The organism is Rahnella sp. PCH160 (assembly GCF_047784855.1).
Classification (GTDB): Bacteria; Pseudomonadota; Gammaproteobacteria; order Enterobacterales; family Enterobacteriaceae; genus Rahnella.
Genome location: NZ_JBLOGT010000001.1, coordinates 4,229,856 through 4,254,108 on the forward strand (window position 1 = coordinate 4,229,856; position 24,253 = coordinate 4,254,108).

At 53.1% G+C, this 24,253-nt stretch carries 21 protein-coding genes; 12 read left to right on the forward strand and 9 right to left on the reverse strand.

What is annotated here, in order from left to right:
- Positions 1–108 precede the first annotated feature (108 nt).
- Positions 109–324, forward strand: coding sequence for a hypothetical protein (locus ACM5QY_RS19650; protein ID WP_416122320.1), 216 nt, complete (start codon positions 109–111; stop codon positions 322–324).
- A 68-nt stretch (positions 325–392) separates the two neighbouring features.
- Here ACM5QY_RS19650 and ACM5QY_RS19655 read toward each other — a convergent pair whose 3' ends face one another.
- On the reverse strand, positions 393–680 hold the full coding sequence (locus tag ACM5QY_RS19655) for a hypothetical protein (RefSeq protein ID WP_416122321.1): 288 nt from the start codon (positions 678–680) through the stop codon (positions 393–395).
- A 320-nt stretch (positions 681–1,000) separates the two neighbouring features.
- On the opposite strand from ACM5QY_RS19655, the gene ACM5QY_RS19660 reads away from it, so the two are divergent.
- Positions 1,001–1,210, forward strand: a complete 210-nt coding sequence (locus ACM5QY_RS19660; RefSeq protein ID WP_416122968.1) for a hypothetical protein — start codon at positions 1,001–1,003, stop codon at positions 1,208–1,210.
- Positions 1,211–1,255: 45 nt separating this feature from the next.
- Here ACM5QY_RS19660 and ACM5QY_RS19665 read toward each other — a convergent pair whose 3' ends face one another.
- A complete protein-coding gene (locus ACM5QY_RS19665; protein WP_416122939.1) occupies positions 1,256–2,761 on the reverse strand; it encodes a sensor domain-containing diguanylate cyclase in 1,506 nt (501 codons plus the stop codon).
- A 363-nt stretch (positions 2,762–3,124) separates the two neighbouring features.
- Between ACM5QY_RS19665 and ACM5QY_RS19670 the strand changes: the two genes are divergently transcribed.
- A complete protein-coding gene (locus ACM5QY_RS19670; protein ID WP_416122322.1) occupies positions 3,125–3,454 on the forward strand; it encodes a DUF2623 family protein in 330 nt (109 codons plus the stop codon).
- A 75-nt stretch (positions 3,455–3,529) separates the two neighbouring features.
- On the opposite strand, the gene icd is transcribed toward ACM5QY_RS19670, so the two are convergent.
- Entirely contained in the window at positions 3,530–4,783 is a 1,254-nt protein-coding gene (gene icd / locus ACM5QY_RS19675) for an NADP-dependent isocitrate dehydrogenase (protein ID WP_056778851.1), read from the reverse strand.
- A 132-nt stretch (positions 4,784–4,915) separates the two neighbouring features.
- Here icd and rluE point away from each other — a divergent pair, with 132 nt between their 5' ends.
- From rluE to purB, 5 genes are all read left to right on the forward strand, one after another.
- The gene (gene rluE / locus ACM5QY_RS19680; RefSeq protein ID WP_416122323.1) at positions 4,916–5,542 is read left to right on the forward strand and encodes a 23S rRNA pseudouridine(2457) synthase RluE; all 627 of its coding nucleotides are present in this window, start codon (positions 4,916–4,918) and stop codon (positions 5,540–5,542) included.
- Positions 5,535–5,981: an NUDIX hydrolase gene (locus ACM5QY_RS19685; protein WP_416122324.1), complete on the forward strand. Its 447-nt coding sequence runs from the start codon at positions 5,535–5,537 to the stop codon at positions 5,979–5,981. Before rluE ends, ACM5QY_RS19685 begins: the two co-directional genes overlap by 8 nt.
- Before the next feature lie 221 nt (positions 5,982–6,202).
- Positions 6,203–7,312: a tRNA 2-thiouridine(34) synthase MnmA gene (gene mnmA / locus ACM5QY_RS19690; protein ID WP_416122325.1), complete on the forward strand. Its 1,110-nt coding sequence runs from the start codon at positions 6,203–6,205 to the stop codon at positions 7,310–7,312.
- Between the two features lie 191 nt (positions 7,313–7,503).
- Positions 7,504–8,130 (forward strand): high frequency lysogenization protein HflD, encoded by a 627-nt coding sequence (gene hflD, locus ACM5QY_RS19695; protein ID WP_416122326.1) that lies wholly within the window; start codon positions 7,504–7,506, stop codon positions 8,128–8,130.
- Between the two features lie 23 nt (positions 8,131–8,153).
- Positions 8,154–9,524: an adenylosuccinate lyase gene (gene purB, locus ACM5QY_RS19700; RefSeq protein ID WP_416122327.1), complete on the forward strand. Its 1,371-nt coding sequence runs from the start codon at positions 8,154–8,156 to the stop codon at positions 9,522–9,524.
- Between the two features lie 65 nt (positions 9,525–9,589).
- On the opposite strand, the gene ACM5QY_RS19705 is transcribed toward purB, so the two are convergent.
- Positions 9,590–10,954 (reverse strand): glycoside-pentoside-hexuronide (GPH):cation symporter, encoded by a 1,365-nt coding sequence (locus ACM5QY_RS19705; RefSeq protein WP_416122328.1) that lies wholly within the window; start codon positions 10,952–10,954, stop codon positions 9,590–9,592.
- A gap of 568 nt (positions 10,955–11,522) precedes the next feature.
- Between ACM5QY_RS19705 and phoP the strand changes: the two genes are divergently transcribed.
- The 3 genes from phoP to ACM5QY_RS19720 all read left to right on the forward strand — a co-directional run bounded on the left by phoP (position 11,523) and on the right by ACM5QY_RS19720 (position 14,951).
- Positions 11,523–12,197, forward strand: a complete 675-nt coding sequence (gene phoP / locus ACM5QY_RS19710) for a two-component system response regulator PhoP (RefSeq protein ID WP_095921366.1) — start codon at positions 11,523–11,525, stop codon at positions 12,195–12,197.
- A 30-nt stretch (positions 12,198–12,227) separates the two neighbouring features.
- Positions 12,228–13,682: a two-component system sensor histidine kinase PhoQ gene (gene phoQ / locus ACM5QY_RS19715; protein ID WP_416122329.1), complete on the forward strand. Its 1,455-nt coding sequence runs from the start codon at positions 12,228–12,230 to the stop codon at positions 13,680–13,682.
- Between the two features lie 147 nt (positions 13,683–13,829).
- Entirely contained in the window at positions 13,830–14,951 is a 1,122-nt protein-coding gene (locus tag ACM5QY_RS19720; protein ID WP_416122330.1) for a ribosomal protein uL16 3-hydroxylase, read from the forward strand.
- 95 nt (positions 14,952–15,046) lie between these two features.
- On the opposite strand, the gene pepT is transcribed toward ACM5QY_RS19720, so the two are convergent.
- The 5 genes from pepT to lolC form a co-directional block, all read right to left on the reverse strand.
- Positions 15,047–16,282: a peptidase T gene (gene pepT, locus ACM5QY_RS19725; RefSeq protein ID WP_416122331.1), complete on the reverse strand. Its 1,236-nt coding sequence runs from the start codon at positions 16,280–16,282 to the stop codon at positions 15,047–15,049.
- Positions 16,283–16,512: 230 nt separating this feature from the next.
- On the reverse strand, positions 16,513–17,343 hold the full coding sequence (cobB, locus tag ACM5QY_RS19730; RefSeq protein WP_416122332.1) for a Sir2 family NAD+-dependent deacetylase: 831 nt from the start codon (positions 17,341–17,343) through the stop codon (positions 16,513–16,515).
- A gap of 51 nt (positions 17,344–17,394) precedes the next feature.
- On the reverse strand, positions 17,395–18,645 hold the full coding sequence (gene lolE, locus ACM5QY_RS19735; protein ID WP_416122333.1) for a lipoprotein-releasing ABC transporter permease subunit LolE: 1,251 nt from the start codon (positions 18,643–18,645) through the stop codon (positions 17,395–17,397).
- On the reverse strand, positions 18,645–19,349 hold the full coding sequence (gene lolD, locus ACM5QY_RS19740; RefSeq protein ID WP_416122334.1) for a lipoprotein-releasing ABC transporter ATP-binding protein LolD: 705 nt from the start codon (positions 19,347–19,349) through the stop codon (positions 18,645–18,647). The genes lolE and lolD overlap by 1 nt, the downstream gene beginning before the upstream one ends.
- Entirely contained in the window at positions 19,342–20,544 is a 1,203-nt protein-coding gene (gene lolC / locus ACM5QY_RS19745; protein ID WP_416122335.1) for a lipoprotein-releasing ABC transporter permease subunit LolC, read from the reverse strand. The genes lolD and lolC overlap by 8 nt, the downstream gene beginning before the upstream one ends.
- Positions 20,545–20,783: 239 nt before the next feature.
- On the opposite strand from lolC, the gene mfd reads away from it, so the two are divergent.
- Positions 20,784–24,227, forward strand: coding sequence for a transcription-repair coupling factor (mfd, locus tag ACM5QY_RS19750; protein ID WP_416122336.1), 3,444 nt, complete (start codon positions 20,784–20,786; stop codon positions 24,225–24,227).
- Positions 24,228–24,253: the final 26 nt, after the last annotated feature.

Genomic DNA, 24,253 nt, shown 5'->3' on the forward strand with positions numbered 1-24,253 from the left:
GTGCCGGAAGGAAACCCTTTACTTATCCCTTCCCGATCTCATCCCGCACACTTGCCACACGCAACTCAAATGGTAGATTGTACGTAAATCACGCAAACGGGAGCCGTTATGAAATTCTCGCAGAGTGAGATCCAACCGCTTTGGGATGAAGTGGCGCGTATTATCGGTGATGGCGTGATTCAGATGCGTCACAGAGGGGAGCCTCTGAGTGCCGAGGCGCTGATTGGTTATCTCGATCAACAACTGGCCTGCGCAACAGGCGTTCAGCGTCGTATTTTACTTGGCGCTGCCATTAATATGTTAAAAACCGATCGCCGTTCCTGAACGGGAGACATACAAAATCCCCGCCGCCTTTTCAGACAACGAGTCACGAATAAATCATGTTATTACCGTCACTTAGGCTGCGCTGCACGTCCCTGAGCAAATAAAAAAATGCGCTGAGTAATGTCATCTGCGCCGAGAATGTTCCCTTTCTGCTCCAGATTTGCTTTGGCATAAGCCAGATCGTGTGCCTGATCAACCATGCTGATCACGCGATCGCGCGTCGGTTTATCGAGAATGCCCAACAATGTGGTCAAAATTGCCTGATAAGCATTTGAAGCATAGGTCAGTTGTCTTTCACGTTGTTCCAGCGCGTCAATGCGAACCATCAGGGCCTGCAATTGTTCTTGATGCGTCATAGCGGCATCCTCTTCACGGGTGGAAAATAACCGGATACAGCGAAGAACGAATCTCCGCCGGTTACTGATGTTAAGTTTAGCAGACTTAAAAAAAGTGAAGAGCCTGACCAGCGGGATGCAAAGTAAACCGTTGTTCAATGAGCCGTTAACCGCTTCAGCAGTTGTAACCCGTCCTTATCCCAAACTCCCTCACGCCAGCAGGGTTTTGCAGCACCATGCGTAACATCAGCAGCACCTGCTTACAGATAGCAAAATGACAAGCCAGCGCCTGTTATGACATTTTCTGCGACAGCATTAATTGTTCATTGAGGGGAAATCAGGTGAAAAAAACAATCTTTGGCGTCGTTATTTGCAGCATGATATTGATGAGCTCATTGGCCCAGGCGGCAGGTTGCCTTACAGGCGCGGTCGTGGGAGGTGCAGCGGGGCATCTGAAACATCATGCGGTCATCGGCGCCGTGGCCGGTTGTGCTGTCGGGCATCATCTTGCTGCACAGGAAAAGAAAAAGCAGGCAGCAGCGGCCAAATAATCCATAAAATCAGGGCAGATTAATGCCCTGATATCACTTCAAAAATTATTCCAGAGACACCACGACGCGGTTTCGGCCATCCTGTTTTGCCTTATACAGCGCTTCGTCGGCCCTTTTCAGCGACGTATCCGGCTCACCCTGCAGATAGTGCCAGTGCGCCACCCCCAGAGAAATCGTGATTGGCCGGATATCTGGCAGCACCAGACTTTCCACATTTTCGCGCAGACGTTCAGCGATCATTTCCGCTTCAGCCAGTGCCGTACGCGGTAGGAGAACGAGAAACTCTTCTCCGCCAACCCGACACAAAATGTCAGTTTCCCGCGCATTGTGGCGAATCTGTTCCGCCATTGATTTGATCACTTCATCGCCGACATCGTGACCATAAGAATCGTTGATAGATTTGAAGTGATCAATATCCAGTGCAATCACTGAAAATTGCTGACGCACCTGTGCCACAGACTCCAGTGTCATGGCCAGCCCGCGCCGGTTAAACAACCCGGTCATCGGGTCAGTTTGCGCTTCAAATTTTAGCTTCCCAATTTTTTTCTGCAGCAGGCTGATGCCAATCAGAAGCGCACGTTTCAACTGGTTAGATTCAAAGTACCACGACGGTATCTCACGAATATTGAGAGACACATCGGGATTATCCATTTCGTTGGCGTTACGGGCCAGCAGCCACAGCGGGCGGGCAATCAGGCGTGAGGACAACCAGACAACAATCAATGTCAGGACGGCCAGCGGCGTCAGGTGCTTCAGGACCTTGACCATTAATCCTTCCAACGGTTTCAACGTGGCATCGGTTGGGCGGAGCGTCACAATCTCCCAGCCGGAGGAAGGCACGACAGCATAACCCGCCAGCATTTCTCCCGCAGCCCCTTCCACCATCAGGCTGCCGTTGGTGGCGGTTTTGACCACTTCGGTCATCGGACGCGGCGGCATAATCTCACCGACCCGGCTGGCATCACGGTGATAAAGAATGCGCCGGTCCTCATCAAGCACCGTAATGTATGAACCGTCACGATAAAAATGTTCGCCCAGCAGTTCATTCAAAATGCTTCTCTGCCGCAGATAAATGGTTCCGCCAATGTATCCGAGGTATTTACCGTCCGCAGTGATGACTGGCGTTGTAATAACGATAACCAGATTTTGGGCGGCAGAAATATAAGGTTTACTGATCAGCGGTCGCCGTTCTTTCAGGGCTTCAAGCGCACCCTGTGTCGAGAGAACATGCCCGACCAGCTGCAGGCTGTCCGGCGACGTTGCCAGGACTTTCCCGTGCTCGTTAGTGATCACCACAGAATTAAAGCTGTCCGTCTGATATTTGAGGCGGGCGGTTTCGGATTGAAGAACAGCAGGATCGTCAAAGTGGCTTGCCGCTATCACCGCGCTGTAGGCCAGTTGCTTTTGCATGCTTTTGATAAACTGTTCGGTGCTGGCCGCCAGTTTCGTCGCATAAACGCGATTTTCTTCAAGCGTATTATCTATCAGCAACTGACGCTGAACGCGGTAGCTGGCATAAAAGCTGTTCGCTAAAGTCACGAAGGCGCTCATTACAGCTAAGATCAGAATCAGGCGTCGAAGATCAATACGAAACAGTGAGCTGGAGAGGAGTGAACGCAACAAGAGGTTCGTCCTGTGGTAAAAAGTCGCTCATATTTAACACCGCAACTGGCGATGCACAATATGACAGAGAAAATAAACCCGTATCTTTATGATTCCCAGACAAAAAAAAGCAACACACCTGCAATGCTTAACTCAAATTGTTGATATTTTTTTGACGTTAGACAAACCTCATATGCCGGTGAATTCGCTGAACGTCCTTTTCACCAAACCTTAATTATTTTGCTGTAGGTCATTGCTTGAAGAATCGCTATATGATTTATTATATAGCGCTTATTGGTCGAGGATTTTGGAATGCAAAACCATTTTGGGAAAGGGCTAAAAGCGGGCCTGACCGCCGGGAGCGCGTGGCCTGCATCGCAAGTATCAGGCTACTGCAAAGAGTATCTGCGGGGTTTTGTGCTGGGATTCGCTCACAACCGGGCGCAGATTACCGGGGATGATAACAATGCCGCGTTTGAAGCGGGCGTTTTGTCCCGTAAATACAGTCTGGATAAAGAGCTGGTGGCCGAGTTCTTTTCCGCCAGCACGAAGCATCCGTCCAGGGCATTTTTCCTGGTGGGCTACGAAGGCATGCTGCAGCAGGACAAGGACGATAATATGACGCAAAACCCGCTCAGCTAAACTTCCCTTTCATGCCAGTCAGCCATAAAAAACGGGAGCATCAGGCTCCCGTTCTTCTCTTTCAGCGAACTGAAATTACATATTTGCGATCATGTCGTCGGCAAACTCGCTACATTTCCGCAGCTTAGCGCCTTCCATCAGACGTTCGAAATCGTAAGTCACCGTTTTAGCCGCGATTGCGCCTTCCATGCCTTTTACGATCAGGTCTGCGGCTTCGAACCATTCCATATGACGCAGCATCATTTCTGCGGACAGAATGATTGAGCCCGGGTTCACTTTGTCCTGACCGGCATATTTCGGTGCAGTACCGTGAGTGGCTTCGAACAGTGCGCAATCAGAACCGATGTTTGCACCCGGTGCGATACCGATGCCACCAACCTGCGCCGCCAGGGCGTCAGAGATATAGTCACCGTTCAGGTTCATACAGGCGATAACGTCGTATTCAGCAGGACGCAGCAGGATTTGTTGCAGGAATGCATCAGCAATCACGTCTTTAATGATGATGTCTTTGCCGTTGTTTGGGTTCTTGATTTTCACCCACGGGCCGCCGTCGATCAGCTCACCGCCGAACTCTTCACGCGCCAACTGGTAGCCCCAATCCTTGAAGGCACCTTCGGTGAACTTCATGATGTTGCCTTTGTGAACCAGCGTCAGTGAATCACGGTCGTTGGTGATGGTGTATTCAATCGCTGCGCGAACCAGACGTTTGGTGCCTTCTTCTGAGCAAGGTTTGATACCGATCCCACATTCTTGTGGGAAACGGATTTTCTTCACGCCCATTTCGTCTTGCAGGAATTTGATGACTTTGTCCGCTTCAGCAGAACCGGCTTTCCACTCGATACCCGCGTAGATATCTTCGGAGTTTTCACGGAAGATCACCATGTCGGTATCTTCTGGACGCTTAACCGGGCTTGGTGTGCCGGTGTAATAACGAACCGGGCGCAGACAAATGTACAGGTCGAGTTGCTGGCGAAGTGCCACGTTCAGGGAGCGAATGCCGCCGCCAACCGGAGTGGTCAGTGGGCCTTTGATAGCAACACGGTAATCACGGATCAGGTCCAGAGTTTCTTCTGGCAGCCATACGTCCTTGCCGTACAGTTCTACGGATTTCTCGCCGGTGTAGATTTCCATCCAGGAGATTTTACGCTCGCCTTTGTAGGCTTTCTGAACAGCCGCATCAACGACTTTGATCATGGCAGGCGTTACGTCAACACCGATGCCATCACCTTCAATGAATGGGATAACAGGATTATTAGGAATGACCAGTTTACCCTGAGCGTCTACTGTAATCTTTTTACCTTCAGCCGGAACAACTACTTTGCTTTCCATTAACCTCTCCTTCGAGCGCATTTTTGTTAAAAATTTGTAAGATGCCGGACGATATTACTCGAATATTTCACGCTAGCCAATCCGAAACATTTTTCAAGTATAATGCGCTAATTCTCTCTAACTTCAATGCCTATGAACCCGCTATCTTTTAAAAATCACAACGTTAAACGTTTCAGCAAAAGGCCTGCCAAAGAACAATCTGCCCCAAAAGGGCCGGTAAAGGTGATTCTTTTCAATAAACCGTTTGATGTACTGCCACAATTCACTGATGAGGCGGGTCGGGCTACACTTAAAGATTACATTTCATTAACAGATGTTTATGCCGCCGGACGTCTCGATATGGACAGCGAAGGTTTACTGGTGCTGACCAACGATGGCAAACTGCAGGCTGCACTGACACAGCCAGGTAAGCGCACAGGCAAGATTTACTACGTCCAGGTCGAGGGAGTGCCGGATGCCGCCGCGGTCGGCGCATTACGCCACGGTATCACGCTAAAAGATGGCCCCACCCTGCCGGCAGGCGCTGAAATCGTTGATGAGCCGGAATGGTTATGGCCGCGTAATCCGCCAATCCGTGAGCGCAAAGCGATCCCGACAACCTGGCTGAAAATCACGTTGTACGAGGGAAGAAACCGTCAGGTTCGCCGCATGACGGCGCATGTCGGTTTCCCGACGTTACGCCTGATCCGCTACAGCATGGGCGAATTTTCCCTCGGCGACTTACAACCCGGCCAATGGAAGGAGATCCCGCATGTTTAAACCGCACGTCACCGTCGCTTGCGTCGTTCAGGCGCAGGGAAAGTTTCTGGTCGTTGAAGAAACCATTCACGGGAAAGTAACCTGGAACCAACCGGCTGGTCATCTCGAAGCTGACGAAACGCTGGTCAGCGCAGCAAAACGCGAGCTGTACGAAGAAACCGGTATTCACGCTGAACCGCAGTTTTTCCTCGGATTACATCAGTGGCAGGCACCAGACGGCACGCCGTTTCTGCGCTTCGCGTTTGTGATCGATTTGCCGGAAATTCTGGACACCGCGCCACAGGATGACGATATCGATCAGTGCCGCTGGGTCAGTGCCGAAGAAATCATCGGATCGGCACAGTTACGCTCGCCGCTGGTGGCGGAAAGCATCCGCTGTTATCAGGAATCACCGCGTTACCCTCTGGAAATCCTGCACAATTTCAATCTGCCAGAGTAACCGCGCAGGAATAGCCTTTCGTCCGGTTGTTGCCGTCCTGTGAATCTGCGATGCAGCAACCGGTCTGACGTGATAAAATTTTGCGCTTCTGCAATTACGCAGTGCCTCTCTGTTCGGGTTTCTGTGGTGTTTTTGTTGCGCGCGGCCTTCATCCTCGTGGGACAAGCATCAGAAAAACACCGTCAGTACCGGACAATTAATTCATGTGTTTCGGGACAATTATGTCTGACAACAGCCAGAAAAAAGTGATCGTCGGGATGTCCGGCGGTGTCGATTCCTCAGTCTCTGCGTACCTTCTGCAACAGCAGGGTTACCAGGTTGAGGGCCTCTTCATGAAAAATTGGGAAGAGGACGACGACGAAGAATATTGCACAGCAGCCACCGATCTTGCCGACGCGCAGGCCGTATGCGACAAGCTGGGTATTGAACTGCACACCGTGAATTTCGCGGCGGAATATTGGGACAACGTGTTCGAATTATTCCTCGAGGAATACAAAGCCGGACGCACGCCAAACCCGGATATCCTGTGTAATAAAGAAATAAAATTCAAAGCCTTCCTGGAATTTGCTGCGGAAGATCTGGGTGCGGATTACATCGCAACCGGTCACTACGTGCGCCGCCAGGATATCGACGGCATCAGCCACCTGTTACGCGGCGTCGATGGCAATAAAGATCAAAGCTATTTCCTCTACACGCTGGGCCACGAACAGGTTGCACAAAGTCTGTTCCCGGTCGGCGAGCTGGAAAAACCGGAAGTGCGCCGCATCGCCGAAGAGCTGGATCTCATCACTGCGAAGAAAAAAGACTCCACCGGCATTTGTTTTATCGGTGAGCGTAAATTCCGCGATTTCCTGGGCCGCTATCTGCCGGCACAACCTGGCGTGATCAAAAGCGTTGATGGTCAGGTGATGGGGCAACATCAGGGGCTGATGTACCACACGCTCGGCCAGCGTAAAGGTCTGGGCATCGGCGGCCAGAAAGAAGGCAGCGAAGAGCCGTGGTACACCGTTGAAAAGGATGTGGAAAATAACATTCTTTACGTCGCTCAGGGCCATGAACATCCGCGCCTGATGTCCGTCGGGCTGATTGCACAACAACTGCATTGGGTGGATCGCAAACCGCTGACAGCCCCGCTGACGTGTACGGTCAAAACCCGTTACCGTCAGGGAGACATTCCGTGCGTCGTCACGCCGCTGAGCGAAGACCGCATCGAAGTGCGCTTTGACGCGCCGGTTGCCGCCGTCACGCCGGGGCAGTCTGCCGTGTTTTACCTCGGCGAAATCTGCCTCGGCGGCGGTGTCATTGAACAGCGTCTGCCGCTTCAGGTCTGATACTGCACAATCAGGTGTATGAAAACGGGACGCTTTAGGGCGTCCCGCTTTTATTCTGCCCGGCTGTGACGATCTGCACTGATTCCGAACTGTGTTTAGGGGCAGTTTTATGGCATGATCTGTCGCCACTAGTTTGGGCTATTTTCTTTGTCACTGCGTCTCATCGTTTCAAAACGCTTACAGGAGTAAACGTGGCTAAAAATTATTATGACATTACGCTGGCGTTGGCGGGGATCTGTCAGGCAGCGCGCCTGGTTCAGCAACTGGCTCATGAAGGCAATTGCGCTCAGGAAGAAATGTCAGTGTCACTGCGCAGCCTCCTGGAGATGAATCCGGCCTCCACGCTGGCGGTGTACGGTAATAATGAAGCCAATTTGAAGATGGGGCTGGAGACACTGCTGGGCGTGCTGAACGCTAACCGTCAGGGGCCGGGCGCTGAGTTAACGCGTTACGCCTTAAGCCTGATGGTGCTTGAGCGCAAGCTGTATGCCAATAAAGCTGCCATGAATCAGCTCGGTGAACGTATCGATCAGCTTGATCGCCAGCTGGCACATTTCGAGCTCGAATCCGACACGATGATAAGCTCGCTGGCCTCGATTTACGTCGACGTCGTCAGCCCGGCAGGCCCGCGCATTCAGGTCACCGGCTCACCGACCATTTTACAAAATTCGCAGGTTCAGGCGAAAGTCCGCGCCATTTTACTGGCCGGTATACGCTCCGCCGTACTGTGGCACCAGGTGGGCGGTGGACGCCTGCAACTGATGTTTTCCCGTAATCGCTTGTTTGAACAGGCGAAAAATATTCTCGCTCATTGTTAATAAGATCCCAGGAGTTGCTACCGATGGAATTATCCTCACTGACCGCCGTTTCCCCCGTTGATGGACGCTACGGTGATAAAGTCAGCGCGCTGCGTACTATTTTCAGCGAATTTGGCCTGCTGAAATTCCGTGTGCAGGTTGAAGTACGTTGGCTGCAAAAACTGGCAGCCTGTGCAGAAATCAAGGAAGTTCCTGCTTTTGATTCCGACGCAAACGCTTTCCTCGACCAGTTAGTGGCTAATTTTGATGTGAATGACGCTCAACGCATTAAAGATATCGAAAAAACCACCAACCATGACGTCAAAGCGGTTGAGTATTTCCTGAAAGAAAAAGTAGCCGGTATCCCTGCCCTGCACGCGGTGTCCGAGTTCATTCACTTTGCCTGTACGTCTGAAGATATCAATAACCTGTCCCACGCGCTGATGCTGCAAACCGCGCGTCAGGACGTGGTGCTGCCGTACTGGAAACAGATCATTGATGCGATTAAAGATCTGGCGCACAAACACCGTGATATTCCGCTGCTTTCGCGCACCCATGGCCAGCCAGCTACACCGTCCACAATCGGTAAAGAGCTGGCTAACGTCGCCTACCGTATGGATCGCCAGTTCAGACAGCTGCAAAACGTCGAAATCCTCGGCAAAATCAACGGTGCCGTCGGCAACTACAATGCTCACATTGTGGCGTACCCGGAAGTGGACTGGCATAAGTTCAGCGAAGAGTTCGTGACCTCTCTGGGCATTAACTGGAACCCGTACACCACGCAGATCGAACCGCACGACTACATCGCCGAACTGTTTGATTGTGTGGCGCGTTTCAATACCATCCTGATCGACTTCGACCGTGATATCTGGGGCTACATCGCCCTGAACCACTTCAAACAGCGCACGATTGCTGGCGAAATCGGTTCGTCCACCATGCCGCACAAAGTTAACCCGATCGACTTCGAAAACTCCGAAGGCAACCTGGGTCTGTCCAACGCGGTATTGCAGCATCTGGCCAGCAAACTGCCGGTTTCCCGCTGGCAGCGTGACCTGACTGACTCCACCGTGCTGCGTAACCTCGGCGTGGGTCTGGGTTATGCGCTGATTGCATATCAGGCAACGATGAAGGGCGTCAGCAAGCTGGAAGTGAACGAAGCGAATCTGGCAAACGAACTGGATCACAACTGGGAAGTGCTGGCTGAGCCCATCCAGACCGTGATGCGTCGTTACGGCATCGAAAAACCTTACGAGAAGCTGAAAGAGTTGACCCGTGGCAAACGCGTTGACGCAGCGGGCATGCAGGCGTTCATCGATTCTCTGGAATTGCCGGAAGAAGAGAAAGTGCGCCTGAAAGCCATGACGCCGGGTAACTACATTGGCCGTGCGACCACGATGGTTGACGAGCTGAAGTAAGCGTTACCTTTCACAGACGCGCCTGCGGAACGCGGCGCGTCTGTGAACCCTTCACGCTCTAATGCCTAACTCTGGGTCTGGAATTTGCTCTGACGCAAATCGCCAATAATGTCGTTCATCCGGTCTTCGGTAAGACGGTAATAACGGATAGAGAACGCCGTAATCAGATAGAAAATAGCCGGCAATACGGTAAACAGAATCAGAACACCCCGCACCGCTTGCGCCGATTGTTGCTCCATACCGGCCTGATAACCAAACCAAGCCAGCCCCCAACCTGTCAGCGCACCACCAATTGCCACGCCGAGTTTAATCACAAAAATATTCGCTGCGATGTTCATTCCCGTTATACGGCGCTGTGTCTTCCATTCACCATAGTTATTGGCATCCGTAATCATCGACCATTGCAACGGAGCATTAATACCCTGTAATAAATTCAGAATAATATGCACCACAAACGCGGGGATCCAATATTCCGTCGGCAGCACAAAGAATAATAATCCTATCAATGCACTTAATACGTTAACCCATACAGAAGCGCGGATTTTACACATCCATGTGCCCAGTGATTTTGCAAATAAACTACCAAATACGGAGGCGACAGTGGTTGCCAGCATAAATATAGAAATTATACCGCTTCCCTGATGCAGAACATATTGCACAAAATAGACCAGCAGACTTCCGCGCACCACCACGCCGCAAAGCATGGCGAGGTTATATACGGAAAGAATACGCCACTGATCATTTTTCATGAGAATACGCACATCGCGCAGGATATTCATATTCTCCTCTTTCACTGGCTTAATTCGCTCGCGGGTTGTCAGGAAACAGGTAAGAAACATCAGGCAACCAATGACGCCGAAAATCCCCATCGCCCACTGCATACCCGTTGCACGGTCACCCGGTGCGATGAAGTCTGCCAGCGGCAGGATTAAAGCCGTTCCCATCGCGCCACCTATCGGTGCAATCGCAAACCGCCAGGACTGAAGGGAAAGATTATCCTGTGGGTCGGACGTTATCGCCGCACCTAATGAGCAGTAAGGGATGTTTATTGCTGTGTACATGATGGTCATGAAGATATAAGCCAGAACCGCGTACACAATTTTTGCGGTTTGCCCGAAATCTGGCGTGGAATAAACCAGCACACAACTCACCGCAAACGGCACACAAATAATCAGTAACCATGGACGGAAACGCCCCCAGCGGCTTTTCGTTTGATCGGCGATCGCTCCCATAATGGGATCCGTAATGGCATCGAGTACCCGAACGACTAAAAACAGGGTGCCCATCACAGCAGGAGAAAGCCCATAAATATTGGTATAGAAGTATGCCAGAATGGCAACAGAGGAATCAAAAACGATATGACTTGCCGCATCACCTAATCCAAAACCCAGCTTTTCTTTGTTGGTGATTCTTTCAGTTAACGCTGACATGCATTCACCTCTATTATTAAATTAGGATCCTGCCACCTTTATAATTCCTGCCCTTCGCACGGGATATTCTGATATTTCATTTATGTCTTATGCTTTTAATCAAATGTGATGCAGACACGTCTTATTCATGTCTGCTGTCGCCAGCGATATGTCTATATTCGACCTGCATCACATTTAGCAGACAAAACAAAAAAACATACAATCCCCGTCCTTCTAAAATTGAGGCCATTTCCTCCGCACTAAAAGACCGACGTCATGAGCATGGCCCCCCGTCAGCAGGTGGTGCCCAGGCTTGAAGAAAACGGCCCCATCGGATGTGCGTGGTAATGCGGTACGTCTATCCAAAGGCGACCAACACCAGACTGGCTTAGTACCTTTAATTTTAATCAGCGATCCCTCTCACATTTTATGTTTCTGCCGGCTCAGGGCGTTTATAATTCGTTTATGTTTTGTTGAGGTTTGTGCGCCGGGCGTTGAGCCTGGGTTGATTAAAATATTTCAGGATCATTTAGACTTAAGCGCATAAATTTTGTCATCATTTACCGTGTACTGAGAATAAGGAATTACCATGCGAATTTTGGTCATTGAAGATAACGCTCTGCTGCGTCACCACCTCTCGGTACAGCTGCGCGAAATGGGTCATCAGGTTGATGCGGCGGAAGACGCCAAAGAGGCAGATTACTTCCTGCACGAACATGCGCCTGATATCGCGATTGTCGATCTGGGGCTGCCGGGCGAAGACGGCCTGAGCCTGATCCGCCGCTGGCGCAGCCATCAGACCAATCTGCCGATTCTGGTACTGACCGCCCGCGAAAGCTGGCAAGACAAAGTTGCGGTGCTGGAAGCCGGTGCCGACGATTACGTCACCAAACCTTTCCACCTGGAAGAAGTGCTGGCCCGCATGCAGGCGCTGATGCGTCGCAACAGCGGCCTCGCCTCGCAGGTTATCACCCTTCAGCCGTTCCAGATTGACCTGTCACGCCGCGAACTGACCGTCAACGAACAGCCGATCAAACTGACCGCTTTCGAATACACCATAATTGAAACTCTGATCCGCAACGCCGGTAAAGTCGTCAGCAAGGACTCTCTGATGCTTCAGCTTTACCCGGACGCCGAACTGCGCGAAAGCCACACGGTCGACGTGCTGATGGGGCGCCTGCGTAAAAAATTGCAGGCCGAACATCCGGTGGACGTTATCACCACCGTGCGCGGCCAGGGTTATCGTTTCGATATCCGCCCGTAATTACCTGTTTTCGCTTTGAAAGGACGCGCCATGAAAGGACGTACCAAGAACCCCTTCTCCCTTCGCGTCCGCTTTATGATGGCGACCGCTGCGGTCGTGCTCGCGCTGTCACTGGCTTACGGGCTGGTGGCGGTGGTGGGTTACATGGTGAGTTTCGACAAAACCGCCTACCGCCTGCTGCGTGGAGAAAGTAATTTATTCTTCAGTCTGGCGCAGTGGCGTGACAACAAGCTGACCATCAATGTGCCCCCCGATCTGGATCTTAATTCCCCGACGCTGGTATTCATTTACGACGCGGAAGGCAATCTGCTGTGGGCAGAACGGCGGATCCCCGAACTCGAAGCGCATATCGATAAGGCCTGGATGAATAAACCGGGCTTTTACGAACTGGATACTGACACGCAAATCAGCAGCGAAGTGCTGGGCAATAACCCGAAAGCGCAGGACAAGCTGAAAAGCTACGACGAGACGGATGCCAACGCGATGACACACTCCATCGCGGTGAATACGTACAACGCCACAGCGCGTTTACCGGCGCTCAATATCGTGGTGGTCGATACCATCCCGCAGGAATTACAACGGTCGGATCTGGTCTGGGAATGGTTCAGTTATGTTCTGCTGGCAAACCTGTTGCTGGTGGTTCCACTGCTTTGGCTGGCCGCGTACTGGAGCCTGCGCCCCATCAAACAACTGATCCACCAGGTGGCGGAACTGGAAAGTCACGAGCGTGAATCGCTGGATGAAAATCCTCCACGTGAATTGCGCGGGCTGGTGCGAAACCTCAATATTTTGCTGCACGGCGAACGTGGCCGTTATGACCGCTACCGCACCACGCTGGCGGATTTAACGCACAGTTTGAAAACGCCGCTGGCCGTGTTGCAGTCGACGTTGCGCGCGCTGCGTAACAGCAAACAGATGACCATCGAAGAAGCCGAGCCGGTCATGCTGGAACAAATCAGCCGCATCTCTCAGCAGATTGGCTATTACCTGCACCGCGCCACACTGCGGTCGGAACAAAATCTGCTCATCCGCGAAGTGCATTCCGTGCCCGCGATCCTCGACGGATTATGTTCAGCCCTGAACAAAGTCTATCAGCGCAAAGGCGTGGTGATTACGGTGGATATCTCGCCGGAGCTTACCTTTGTCGGCGAGAAAAATGACTTCATGGAAGTCATGGGCAACGTCATCGATAACGCCTGTAAATACTGCCTGGAGTTCGTGGAAATCAGCGCCGTCCATACCGAAAACGAACTGGTGATATTGATTGAAGACGACGGCCCCGGCATTCCGGTAAGCAAACGAGAAGTGATCTTCCAGCGCGGTCAGCGCGCCGATACGCTGCGTCCCGGACAAGGTCTCGGCCTGTCGCTGGCGAATGACATTATCGAGCAGTACGACGGCAAAATCGTCATTGGCGACAGCCCGCTCGGCGGCGCCAGCATGCACGTTCATTTCGGATTACAGCACGGTATCGAACTGGAGTAATCGCCCGCAAATCAAAATGCTGCCGCATTCGCCCGCAAATTTCGCTGCTTTCTTGCACGTAACGTTAAATTTGCGGGTAAATGCCCAATGCACCAGCAACACCTTCCGTTATAATCCTTAACAGTCCCCTCCCCTCATGGATATATTATGGATTATCAACTCGACCTCGACTGGAACGATTTCCTTCAGCGCTACTGGCAAAAACGTCCTGTTGTCTTAAAACGCGGCTTCAAGAATTTCGTCGATCCCATTTCACCGGATGAGCTGGCAGGCCTGGCGATGGAAAACGAAGTCGACAGCCGTCTGGTCAGTAATCAGGACGGACGCTGGAATGTGAGCCACGGGCCTTTCGAAAGCTACGATCATCTGGGCGAAACCGGTTGGTCGGTACTGGTTCAGGCGGTTGATCACTGGCACGAGCCGTCTTCCCATCTGATGACGCCGTTCCGCCACATTCCCGACTGGCGGATGGATGACCTGATGATTTCTTTCTCTGTTCCGGGTGGTGGCGTTGGCCCGCATCTGGATCAGTACGACGTCTTTATTATTCAGGGGACGGGCCGTCGCCGCTGGCGCGTGGGCGAAAAAGTCGCGATGAAACAGCATTGTCCGCACCCTGACCTGCTTCAGGTTGAGCCGTTTGAGGCCATTATCGATGAAGAACTGGAACCGGGCGATATCGTTTATATTCCGCCAGGTTTCCCGCACGATGGCTATTCGCTGGAAAACTCCCTCAACTATTCTGTCGGATTCCGCGCACCGAATGCCCGCGAAATGGTCAGCGGTTTCGCCGACTTCGTGCTTTCGCGCGAACTGGGCAGCCACCGTTACAGCGATCCGGATCTGGCTGAGCGTGAACATCCGGCTGAAGTTCAGCCTGCCGAACTGGATAAACTGCGCGGCATGATGCTGGATCTGATTGGCAATCCGGCGCACTTCAACAGCTGGTTTGGTGAGTTTATTTCCCTGTCACGACACGAATTGGATCTGGCTCCGCCGGAACCGCCTTATCAGGCCGGTGAAATTTACGAGTTGCTTGAATCCGGGGAAACGCTGGAACGTCTGGGCGGCCTGCGCGTGCTGCGCGTGGGTGACGTTTGTTATGTCAACGGTGAAGCAATGACCACGGAGCATATTGGTGCGGTGGACGCGATTGCCCGCCACAAAACCGTAACCAAAGATATGCTGGGTGATGCGCTGGATGACCCGTCATTCCTGGCGTTGCTTTCGGCATTGGTGAACAGCGGTTACTGGTACTTTAACGACTAAGCACTACGGCTGATTCATAGACAAAAGGGGTGATGTCATCAGACATCGCCCCTTTTTTTTTCCGCCCGTTTTGCCCGATCATTGTTTACGTGAACTTAGTGTTTCAGCGCGTCTTTCGCCGTGAGTTCGGCGATACGCATAATCACGGACACCGCTTTTTCCATGCCTTCCAGCGTTACAAACTCATGTTTACCATGGAAATTATAGCCGCCGGTAAAGATGTTCGGGCAAGGTAAGCCACGGAAAGATAACTGCGCGCCGTCGGTTCCGCCGCGGATCGGCTTCATGACCGGCTCAATGTCGCAATCTTTCATCGCCTGCTGTGCCAGCGCAATAATGTGCGGATGCTGAGCCACTTTGTCGCGCATGTTGTAATAGTGGTCGTCCAGCGTCACTTCGATATAACAGTCCCGGTGCAGACCTTTACCTACGACGTGGGCGATATCAATAATTCTTTGTTTGCGGGCTTCGAACTGCATTTTGTCAAAATCACGGATGATGTAATGCATCTCCGCGCGCTCAACGTTGCCCTTGATGGTGGTCAGGTGATAGAAACCTTCGTAACCGTCAGTATGTTCAGGCGTTTCTTCCACCGGCAGTTCGTTGTGGAAACGTGTCGCCAGCGCCAGCGCATTTACCATCACACCTTTGGCGCTGCCGGGATGAACGTTGTTGCCGACAATTTTGATGGTCGCCGAGGCCGCATTAAAGTTCTCAAACTCCAGTTCGCCTACGCCGCCGCCGTCCACGGTATACGCCCATTCCGCCCCAAAGGCCGGAATATCAAAACTCTGCGCGCCTTTACCGATTTCTTCATCCGGCGTAAAAGCAATACGTACCGGGCCGTGCGCGATATTGCTGTTTTTCAGCCGCACCATCGCGGTAATAATTTCGGCAATCCCGGATTTATCGTCAGACCCCAGCAGCGTTTTGCCGTCGGTGGTAATAATCGTGTGGCCGAGCAACTGGTGCAGAACCGGGAACATCACCGGGGATAAAACTTCATCGCCATTTCCCAGCGCAATATCGCCGCCACGGTAATTTTCCACAATCTGCGGGTTAACGTGTTTCGCGGTGAAATCGGGGGCGGTATCCAGATGAGAGATGAAGCCGATGACCGGCACTTTCCAGGCCACATTGCCCGGTAAGGTTGCCATCACGCAGCCTTTATCGCTGAGCGTAACTTGTGAAAATCCCAGTTCAGTCAGTTCATTACGCAGCGCCTGCGCCAGCTTTAGCTGACCGTCGGTGCTCGGCGTATGTTTAACATTGGGCTTAGATTGGGTATCGAAAGAAACATAATTCAGAAAACGATCAAGCAACTTATCCATATAGGTATCCTCTGGCGGCTGGGTTTTATTATGCGCAGCATGAAAACCGTGAATATTGCGTCAGGTCATTTTTCACCAAGTTTAACGGGATAACTCTTCGGGGCGGGCTCAATTTTAGCGATAACGATGAATAACGCTTACGTTACCGACGCCGCAACTGGCAATGGTCTCCCGGAAATGACGGGAAATACGCATCGCCAGCGCGGCAGCAACGTCAGGCATTGCGGGGATTAATGCCAGGCTTCATCTTTTTTGGTCAGGAATTTATGCACGAATTCAGGCACGACTTCACTTGCCAGACCGTAATGCTTCATGTCGAATTCGCTTTCTACCTGACTCGGTTCCAGATTAAGCTCAATGGCACAGGCTCCGCCAATCCGCGCTTCATGCACAAATCCGGCAGCCGGATAAACATGCCCGGAGGTGCCAATAGCTACAAAGAAATCAGCTTTCGCCAGCGCATCATAGATTTCGTCCATGCCCAGCGGCATTTCGCCAAACCAGACAATATGCGGACGCAGCGGTGCAGGAAACTGGCAACAATGGCAGCGGTCATCGACGGTTAAATCGCCCGGCCAGTCCAGAATCTGGCCTGACTGCGAACAGCGAACCTTCAGTAATTCGCCGTGCATGTGGATCACCCGTGAGCTGCCTGCGCGTTCATGCAGATTATCGATATTTTGTGTCACCAGCAGGAAGTTGTCCCCGAGCGCTTCTTCAAGCGTTGCCAGCGCATAATGCGCGGCGTTCGGTTTGAGATTTTCCGACTGCAACTGGCGGCGACGTTCATTGTAAAAACGTTGCACCAGTTCCGGATCACGGAGATACCCTTCCGGCGTCGCGACGTCTTCCACCCGGTGTTCTTCCCACAAACCATCGGCAGCGCGGAAAGTGCGGATCCCCGATTCAGCGGAAATTCCGGCACCGGTCAGCACCACCACAAACGGCTTTTTCAGCGAGGCCGCCGCCATCGAATCACGATGGAAAATATTCGACCGGAAACGCTGATGCCGGATACGTTTGTTTTTGCGAAACCGACACAGACGATGACGTGTGCGCATGAAGTGCTCCTTACTCTCTGTGTCTGAAAGATTGTGTTGCGTGAATCATCGTTACTGGCCGCCGCTGAGTACGCGGGCGGGATCAATACGGCTGGCGCGACGTGCCGGATACCAGCTCGCCACCAAACTCAGCACCAGCGCGGTTAACAGCACGCCTCCGACATCCAGCCAGTGAACTTCTGAAGGCAGGAAGTCGATGAAATAAATATCCCCGGACAGGAACTGATGGCCGGTAAGTTTCTGCAAACCGTTGACGATATTGGTGAGCTGGAATGACGCAATCACACCGATCACCACGCCCGCGACGCTGCCAACCAGCCCCGCCAGTAAACCGTACCAGATGAAGACAGCGCGGATAAGCCCATCTTTCGCGCCCAGCGTGCGCAAAATCGCAATATCGCTGCTTTTATCTTTCACCGCCATCACCAGCGTCGACACAATGTTGAAACAAGCCACGCCGATCACCAGCACCATCGCCATATACATAATGGCCCGCACCATCTGGATATCGCGGTACATATAGCCGTAAGTGCCGATCCAGCTACTAATGTAGACGTAAGATTGCGTCACTTCACCGGCATCATGCACCAGTTTCTGCGCGGCAAAGACATCATTCACTTTGATATCAATGCCCGTAACGCTGGTGCCCATGTCCTGATATTGCTGCGCATCGGCCAGCGGAACCATGCCGAGGCTATGATCGAGCTGACCGCTGAGTTGTAAAATCCCGGCAACCTGCAAACGGATACGTTTTGGCTGCAACAATTTCATTTCAGGGTCACTGTTGGGGATCATCACGGTCACCCAGTCCCCCTGTTTTACGCCTACCGCATCCGCGACACCTTTACCGAGGATCAACTGTTGCTGCCCGGCTTTGAAGTTTTGCCAGGCGTTATTCTGCACAAATTTCGGCGCAGCGCTGACACGCGGTTCGCTCTGCGGATCCACGCCTTTCAGCTGGATCGCACGCAGTTTGGCGCCGTGTTCAATCAGCCCGTTGAACTGAATGTACGGCGCAGCGGCCACAATCCCCGGAACTTTTTCCACACGGTCAAGCACGGCCTGCCAGTCGTTAAACGGCTGATTCACCGGACGGATTTCTCCGTGCGGCACGACTGCCAGCACGCGTTCTTTCAGCTCGCGCTCAAAGCCGTTCATCGCACTCAGCCCGACGATCAGCACCGCCACGCCCAGTGCGATACCCAACGTTGAAATCACTGAAATCAGTGAAACCATGCCACTGCGACGACGGCCACGGCTGAACCGCAGGCCAATCAGTAAAGAAAATGGAATGCCTGACATTACTTCGCTCCCAGCAACATCGAATCCAGCTGCAGCTTGCCGTCACGCATTTCGAGCTGACGTGTCAGACGGTTCGCCAGATGCAAATCATGCGTCACCACCAGAAATGCCGTGCCCTGACGCACATTCAGCTCGCCCAACAGTTCAAAAATACTGTCGGCGTTGCGCTGATCCAGGTTACCGGTCGGTTCATCCGCCAGTACCAGAGAAGGATTATTGACCAGCGCACGGGCAATCGCCACACGCTGGCGTTCACCGCCGGAAAGCTCAGACGGGCGGTGATTGCTGCGATGTTGCAAGCCCACAGCTTCCAGCATTGCCATTGCGCGTTCCTGCACTTCGGCGGATTTCTTTTTGCCAATCAGCAGCGGCATCGCCACGTTTTCCAGCGCGGTAAAATCCGGCAGCAAATGGTGGAACTGATAAATAAAACCCAGTTCGCGGTTACGCAGTTCTGATTTTGCTGAAGAAGACATGGCGTTCAGCGACTTACCTTTGAAAACCACTTCGCCAGACGTCGGAGAATCCAGACCACCCAGCAAATGCAGTAAGGTACTTTTGCCCGAACCGGACGTCCCGACAATCGCCATCATCTCGCCCGGCTGCATCGCGAAGCTCACGTCGCGCAATACCTCGGTATGCATTTTGCCTTCCTGATAAGTCTTACAGAGGGTGTCACACTGCAATAATAAAGAATTACTCATAACGTAAAGCCTCTGCGGGGTGGGTGGCAGCCGCGCGCCAGGAAGGGTAAAGCGTTGACAATAAAGCAATAGCCATCGCGACAATGGCGATGATCACTACCTGAACCGGTTCAATGTCGACCGGCAGCGATGCGCCATCCAGCATCAGACCGATAGCGGGCATAATCGTGTTGAGCTGCGTGGCGAGCAGTACGCCGAGCACGGCACCGAGCAGTGCGCCAATCACACCGGCACTCGCGCCCTGCACCATAAACAACGCCATAATCTGGCGGCGGCTTAAGCCCTGCGTTTGTAAAATCGCCACTTCCGCCTGTTTCTCCATCACCAGCAGGCCCAGTGACGTAATAATGTTAAATGCGGCGACGGCAACAATCAGGCTGAGCAGCAGGCCCATCATATTTTTTTCCATGCGCACGGCCTGGAACAGCTCGCCACGACGCTCGCGCCAGTCTTTCCAGCTGGCACCGTCCGGCAGTTTTTGCTGACTCAGCGTATCGACGTCCAGCGGTTTATCGAGGAATAAACGCCAGCCGGTCACGTTGCCTTTCGGGTATAACATCAGGCGCGACGCGTCCTGAATGTTCACCAGCATCTGGTAACCATCGACTTCGCTGTTGGCGGAGAATGTCCCGATCACGGTAAACAGGCGCTGACTTGGCACGCGCCCGACCGGCGTGAACTGGCTGACGCTGGTCACCATCAGACGCAGTTGGTCTCCACGGCGGACTTTAAGCTGTTGTGCCAGCTGGTCGCCGAGAATGATGTTGTATTTGCCCGGTTGCAGTTCCTGCTGGGCGACACCAATCAGGTATTTCGCCAGCGGATCTTTCTGATCAGGATCGACGCCGAGCATAACGCCCACCGCCACGTTGCCGGGGCTTTGCAGCACCACGTCACCCGTGGTCAGCGGCACAGCGCGATTCACGCTTTTCAGCGCGGAAACCTGATCGTGCGTGATTTTCTGTGGGTCGAGGGAACCGTTCGGGGCGGTGATCAGCGCCTGAGGCATCAGGCCCAGAATGTTACCTTCCAGATCCTTCTCAAAACCGTTCATCACTGACAAGACGGTCACCAGCGCCATCACCCCGAGAGTGATGCCTATGGTGGATAACCAGGAGACAAACCGCCCAAAGCGGTCCGAAGCACGCCCGCGCATGTAGCGCAGGCCTATAAATAACGCGACAGGTTGATACATGACTTCCGTTTTAAGTGCTTGGCCGCAAATAAGTGCATGGCGCAGACTAAAGTGATCAAGGATAATAAAGGCTAGCACCGCTTTATGGAACCACTAACCCAAAGTAATCGGTTTAAGTTTGTGACGCCGTTGACCCTTTTATACAGACAACGGGTTGACCCCGATTACCTCTGCAAAGCAAGATACGGTCTGCTAATTGGCCTCCGACAGCCGCCAAAAACGAGAACGCAAAACAGCCTATGTCTCAAGATTATCGTTATTCGCTGCCTGAACGCCCGGGCGATACCCGCCAGTTAGGGCAGCTTACAGGCTCCGCCTGCGCGCTTGAATGCGCCCAAATCAGCGAACGCCACACCGGTCCGGTCCTGCTGATTGCACCGGATATGCAAAACGCCCTGCGCCTGCGCGATGAAATTCAACAATTTACTGATCATAAGGTTCTGAGTATTTCCGACTGGGAAACGCTGCCTTACGACAGTTTCTCGCCGCATCAGGAAATTATTTCGTCGCGTCTTTCCAGCTTGTATCAGCTTCCGACCATGGAACGTGGCATTATTATTCTGCCGGTGAATACGCTGATGCAACGCGTTTGTCCGCATGAATTCCTGCACGGCCATGCGCTGGTGATGAAAAAAGGCCAGCAGCTTTCACGCGACAAACTGCGGTCTCAGCTGGAACAGGCGGGTTACCGCAGCGTCGATCAGGTGATGGAACACGGTGAATTTGCCACCCGTGGTGCCCTCCTCGATTTATACCCGATGGGTAGCGAAGAGCCGTACCGCATAGATTTCTTCGACGATGAAATCGACAGCCTGCGCATTTTTGACGTGGACACGCAGCGTACGCTGACCGAAGTCGACCACATTAATCTGCTGCCCGCGCACGAATTCCCGACCGACAAAAATGCCATCGAACTGTTCCGCAGCCAGTGGCGCGAGAAGTTTGAAGTGCGACGCGACGCCGAACACGTTTACCAGCAGGTCAGCAAAGGCACCTTCCCCGCCGGTATCGAATACTGGCAGCCGCTGTTTTTCAGCCAGCCGCTGACTACGCTTTTCAGCTATTTGCCGGAAAACACGCTGGTGCTGAATACCGGCGATCTGGAAGCCGCAGCAGAACGTTTCTGGCAGGATACCTGCCTGCGTTACGAAAGCCGCCGCGTGGATCCGATGCGTCCGCTGCTCGAGCCGGAAAATCTCTGGTTGCGCGTCGATGCGCTGCACGCCGAACTGAAAGCCTGGCCGCGCGTTCAGCTGCGCACGGATTCACTGCCGAAGAAAGCCGCCAATACTAATCTGAGCTACGAAAAACTGCCGGACTTATCCGTTCAGCCGCAAAACAAAGCGCCGATGGATAACCTGCGCCGGTTCAACGAATCATTTGCAGGCAGCCTGGTGTTCTCGGTGGAAAGTGAAGGCCGCCGCGAAACACTGCAAGATTTGCTGGCGCGCATCAAACTGATGCCGACGCTGATTACCCGCATTGAAGAAGCTGAAACCGCCGGTCGCTACATCATGATCGGTGCCTGTGAACGCGGTTTTCTGGATACCGATAAGCAACTGGCGCTGATTTGTGAAAGTGACCTGCTCGGTGAGCGCGTGGCGCGTCGTCGTCAGGACACCCGTCGCTCGATTAACACCGACACGCTGATCCGCAACCTTGCAGAACTGCGCCCCGGTCAGCCGGTGGTTCACGTTGAGCACGGCGTGGGCCGTTATCTTGGCCTGACCACGCTGGAAACAGGCGGGATTACCGCCGAATACCTGATTCTGACTTATGCGGGTGAAGACAAACTTTACGTGCCGGTGTCGTCCCTGCATCTGATCAGCCGTTATGCCGGGGGCGCGGATGAAAGTGCACCGCTGCATAAACTCGGCGGTGAAGCCTGGTCGAAAGCCCGTCAAAAAGCCGCCGAGAAAGTGCGCGACGTGGCGGCCGAGCTGCTGGATATCTACGCCCAGCGTGAAGCCAAAACCGGTTTTGCGTTCAAACATGATAAAGAGCAGTACCAGCTCTTCTGCCAGGCGTTTCCGTTTGAAACCACGCCTGATCAGGCACAGGCCATTAACGCCGTTCTCACAGATATGACGCAGCCGCTGGCGATGGATCGTCTGGTGTGCGGCGATGTGGGCTTTGGCAAAACCGAAGTGGCGATGCGCGCGGCGTTTCTCGCGGTCTCCAACAATAAACAGGTCGCGGTTCTGGTGCCAACCACGCTGCTGGCGCAACAACATTTCGATAATTTCCGTGACCGCTTCGCCAGCTGGCCGGTGCGCATTGAAATGATGTCCCGTTTCCGCAGCGCCAAGGAACAAAATGTGGTGCTGGCCGATGCCGTAGAAGGCAAAGTCGACATCATTATCGGTACGCATAAATTGCTGCAAACCGATTTGCGCTGGAAAGATCTCGGCCTGCTGATTGTCGATGAAGAACACCGCTTTGGCGTGCGTCATAAAGAACGTATCAAAGCGATGCGCGCGGACGTCGATATTCTGACCCTTACCGCCACACCGATTCCGCGCACACTGAATATGGCAATGAGCGGCATGCGCGATTTGTCGATTATCGCCACGCCACCGGCGCGCCGGATGGCGGTCAAAACCTTTGTGCGCGAGTACGACAGTCTGGTGATCCGCGAGGCTATCCTGCGTGAAATTCTGCGCGGCGGGCAGGTTTACTACTTATTCAACGACGTCGAAAATATCGAGAAAGCCACGCAGCGTCTGGCGGAACTGGTGCCCGAGGCGCGTATTGCCATCGGCCACGGCCAGATGCGCGAACGCGACCTCGAACGCGTGATGAATGATTTCCACCATCAGCGTTTTAATGTGCTGGTGTGTACCACCATCATTGAAACCGGGATCGATATTCCGACGGCGAACACCATCATTATTGAGCGCGCGGACCACTTCGGGCTGGCGCAGTTGCATCAGCTGCGTGGACGCGTCGGGCGTTCGCATCATCAGGCGTATGCTTATCTGCTGACGCCGCCGCCAAAAGCGATGTCAGCGGATGCGCATAAACGTCTGGAAGCCATCGCATCACTCGAGGATTTGGGTGCCGGTTTTGCGCTGGCGACCCACGACCTTGAAATCCGGGGTGCCGGTGAACTGCTCGGCGAAGGCCAGAGCGGGCAGATGACCAGTATCGGTTTCTCGCTGTATATGGAACTGCTCGAAAACGCCGTCGAAGCGCTGAAAGAAGGCCGCGAGCCGTCGCTGGAAGACCTGACCACCAGCCAGACTGAAGTTGAAATGCGCATGCCTGCGCTGTTGCCGGAAGATTTTATTCCTGACGTCAACACGCGTCTGTCGCTGTACAAACGTATCGCCAGCGCGAAAACCGAAGGTGAACTGGATGAACTGCGTGTCGAGCTGATCGACCGGTTCGGTGCGCTGCCGGACGCTGCGCGTAATCTGTTGCAGATTGCCGTGCTGCGCCTGAACGCGAAAACGCTGGGCATCAAACGGATTGAAGGCAACGAGCGCGGCGGATTCATTGAATTTGGCGACAAAAACCGTGTGGATCCGGGCTTCCTTATTGGTTTGCTGCAAAAGCAGCCGCAGGTTTATCGCCTTGACGGCCCGACCAAACTGAAGTTTATGCTCGATCTCACCGACCGGCCAAAACGCCTGAAGTTTGTCGGCGACATGCTCGGAGAATTTGCGGAGCATCTGATCTGACGGTTTGATTTACATCGTTTCCTGAA

Bases quoted from the DNA above. Each gene is read 5' to 3' on its own strand.
- cobB (WP_416122332.1), bottom strand. From the start codon at position 17,343: ATGCGCACACGTCATCGTCTGTGTCGGTTTCGCAAAAACAAACGTATC.
- ACM5QY_RS19685 (WP_416122324.1), top strand. From the start codon at position 5,535: ATGTTTAAACCGCACGTCACCGTCGCTTGCGTCGTTCAGGCGCAGGGA.
- phoQ (WP_416122329.1), top strand. From the start codon at position 12,228: ATGAAAGGACGTACCAAGAACCCCTTCTCCCTTCGCGTCCGCTTTATG.
- icd (WP_056778851.1), bottom strand. From the start codon at position 4,783: ATGGAAAGCAAAGTAGTTGTTCCGGCTGAAGGTAAAAAGATTACAGTA.
- ACM5QY_RS19650 (WP_416122320.1), top strand. From the start codon at position 109: ATGAAATTCTCGCAGAGTGAGATCCAACCGCTTTGGGATGAAGTGGCG.
- ACM5QY_RS19720 (WP_416122330.1), top strand. From the start codon at position 13,830: ATGGATTATCAACTCGACCTCGACTGGAACGATTTCCTTCAGCGCTAC.
- ACM5QY_RS19655 (WP_416122321.1), bottom strand. From the start codon at position 680: ATGACGCATCAAGAACAATTGCAGGCCCTGATGGTTCGCATTGACGCG.
- lolE (WP_416122333.1), bottom strand. From the start codon at position 18,645: ATGTCAGGCATTCCATTTTCTTTACTGATTGGCCTGCGGTTCAGCCGT.
- mnmA (WP_416122325.1), top strand. From the start codon at position 6,203: ATGTCTGACAACAGCCAGAAAAAAGTGATCGTCGGGATGTCCGGCGGT.
- ACM5QY_RS19705 (WP_416122328.1), bottom strand. From the start codon at position 10,954: ATGTCAGCGTTAACTGAAAGAATCACCAACAAAGAAAAGCTGGGTTTT.
- lolD (WP_416122334.1), bottom strand. From the start codon at position 19,349: ATGAGTAATTCTTTATTATTGCAGTGTGACACCCTCTGTAAGACTTAT.
- phoP (WP_095921366.1), top strand. From the start codon at position 11,523: ATGCGAATTTTGGTCATTGAAGATAACGCTCTGCTGCGTCACCACCTC.
- rluE (WP_416122323.1), top strand. From the start codon at position 4,916: ATGAACCCGCTATCTTTTAAAAATCACAACGTTAAACGTTTCAGCAAA.
- ACM5QY_RS19670 (WP_416122322.1), top strand. From the start codon at position 3,125: ATGCAAAACCATTTTGGGAAAGGGCTAAAAGCGGGCCTGACCGCCGGG.
- lolC (WP_416122335.1), bottom strand. From the start codon at position 20,544: ATGTATCAACCTGTCGCGTTATTTATAGGCCTGCGCTACATGCGCGGG.
- pepT (WP_416122331.1), bottom strand. From the start codon at position 16,282: ATGGATAAGTTGCTTGATCGTTTTCTGAATTATGTTTCTTTCGATACC.
- purB (WP_416122327.1), top strand. From the start codon at position 8,154: ATGGAATTATCCTCACTGACCGCCGTTTCCCCCGTTGATGGACGCTAC.
- mfd (WP_416122336.1), top strand. From the start codon at position 20,784: ATGTCTCAAGATTATCGTTATTCGCTGCCTGAACGCCCGGGCGATACC.
- ACM5QY_RS19665 (WP_416122939.1), bottom strand. From the start codon at position 2,761: ATGAGCGCCTTCGTGACTTTAGCGAACAGCTTTTATGCCAGCTACCGC.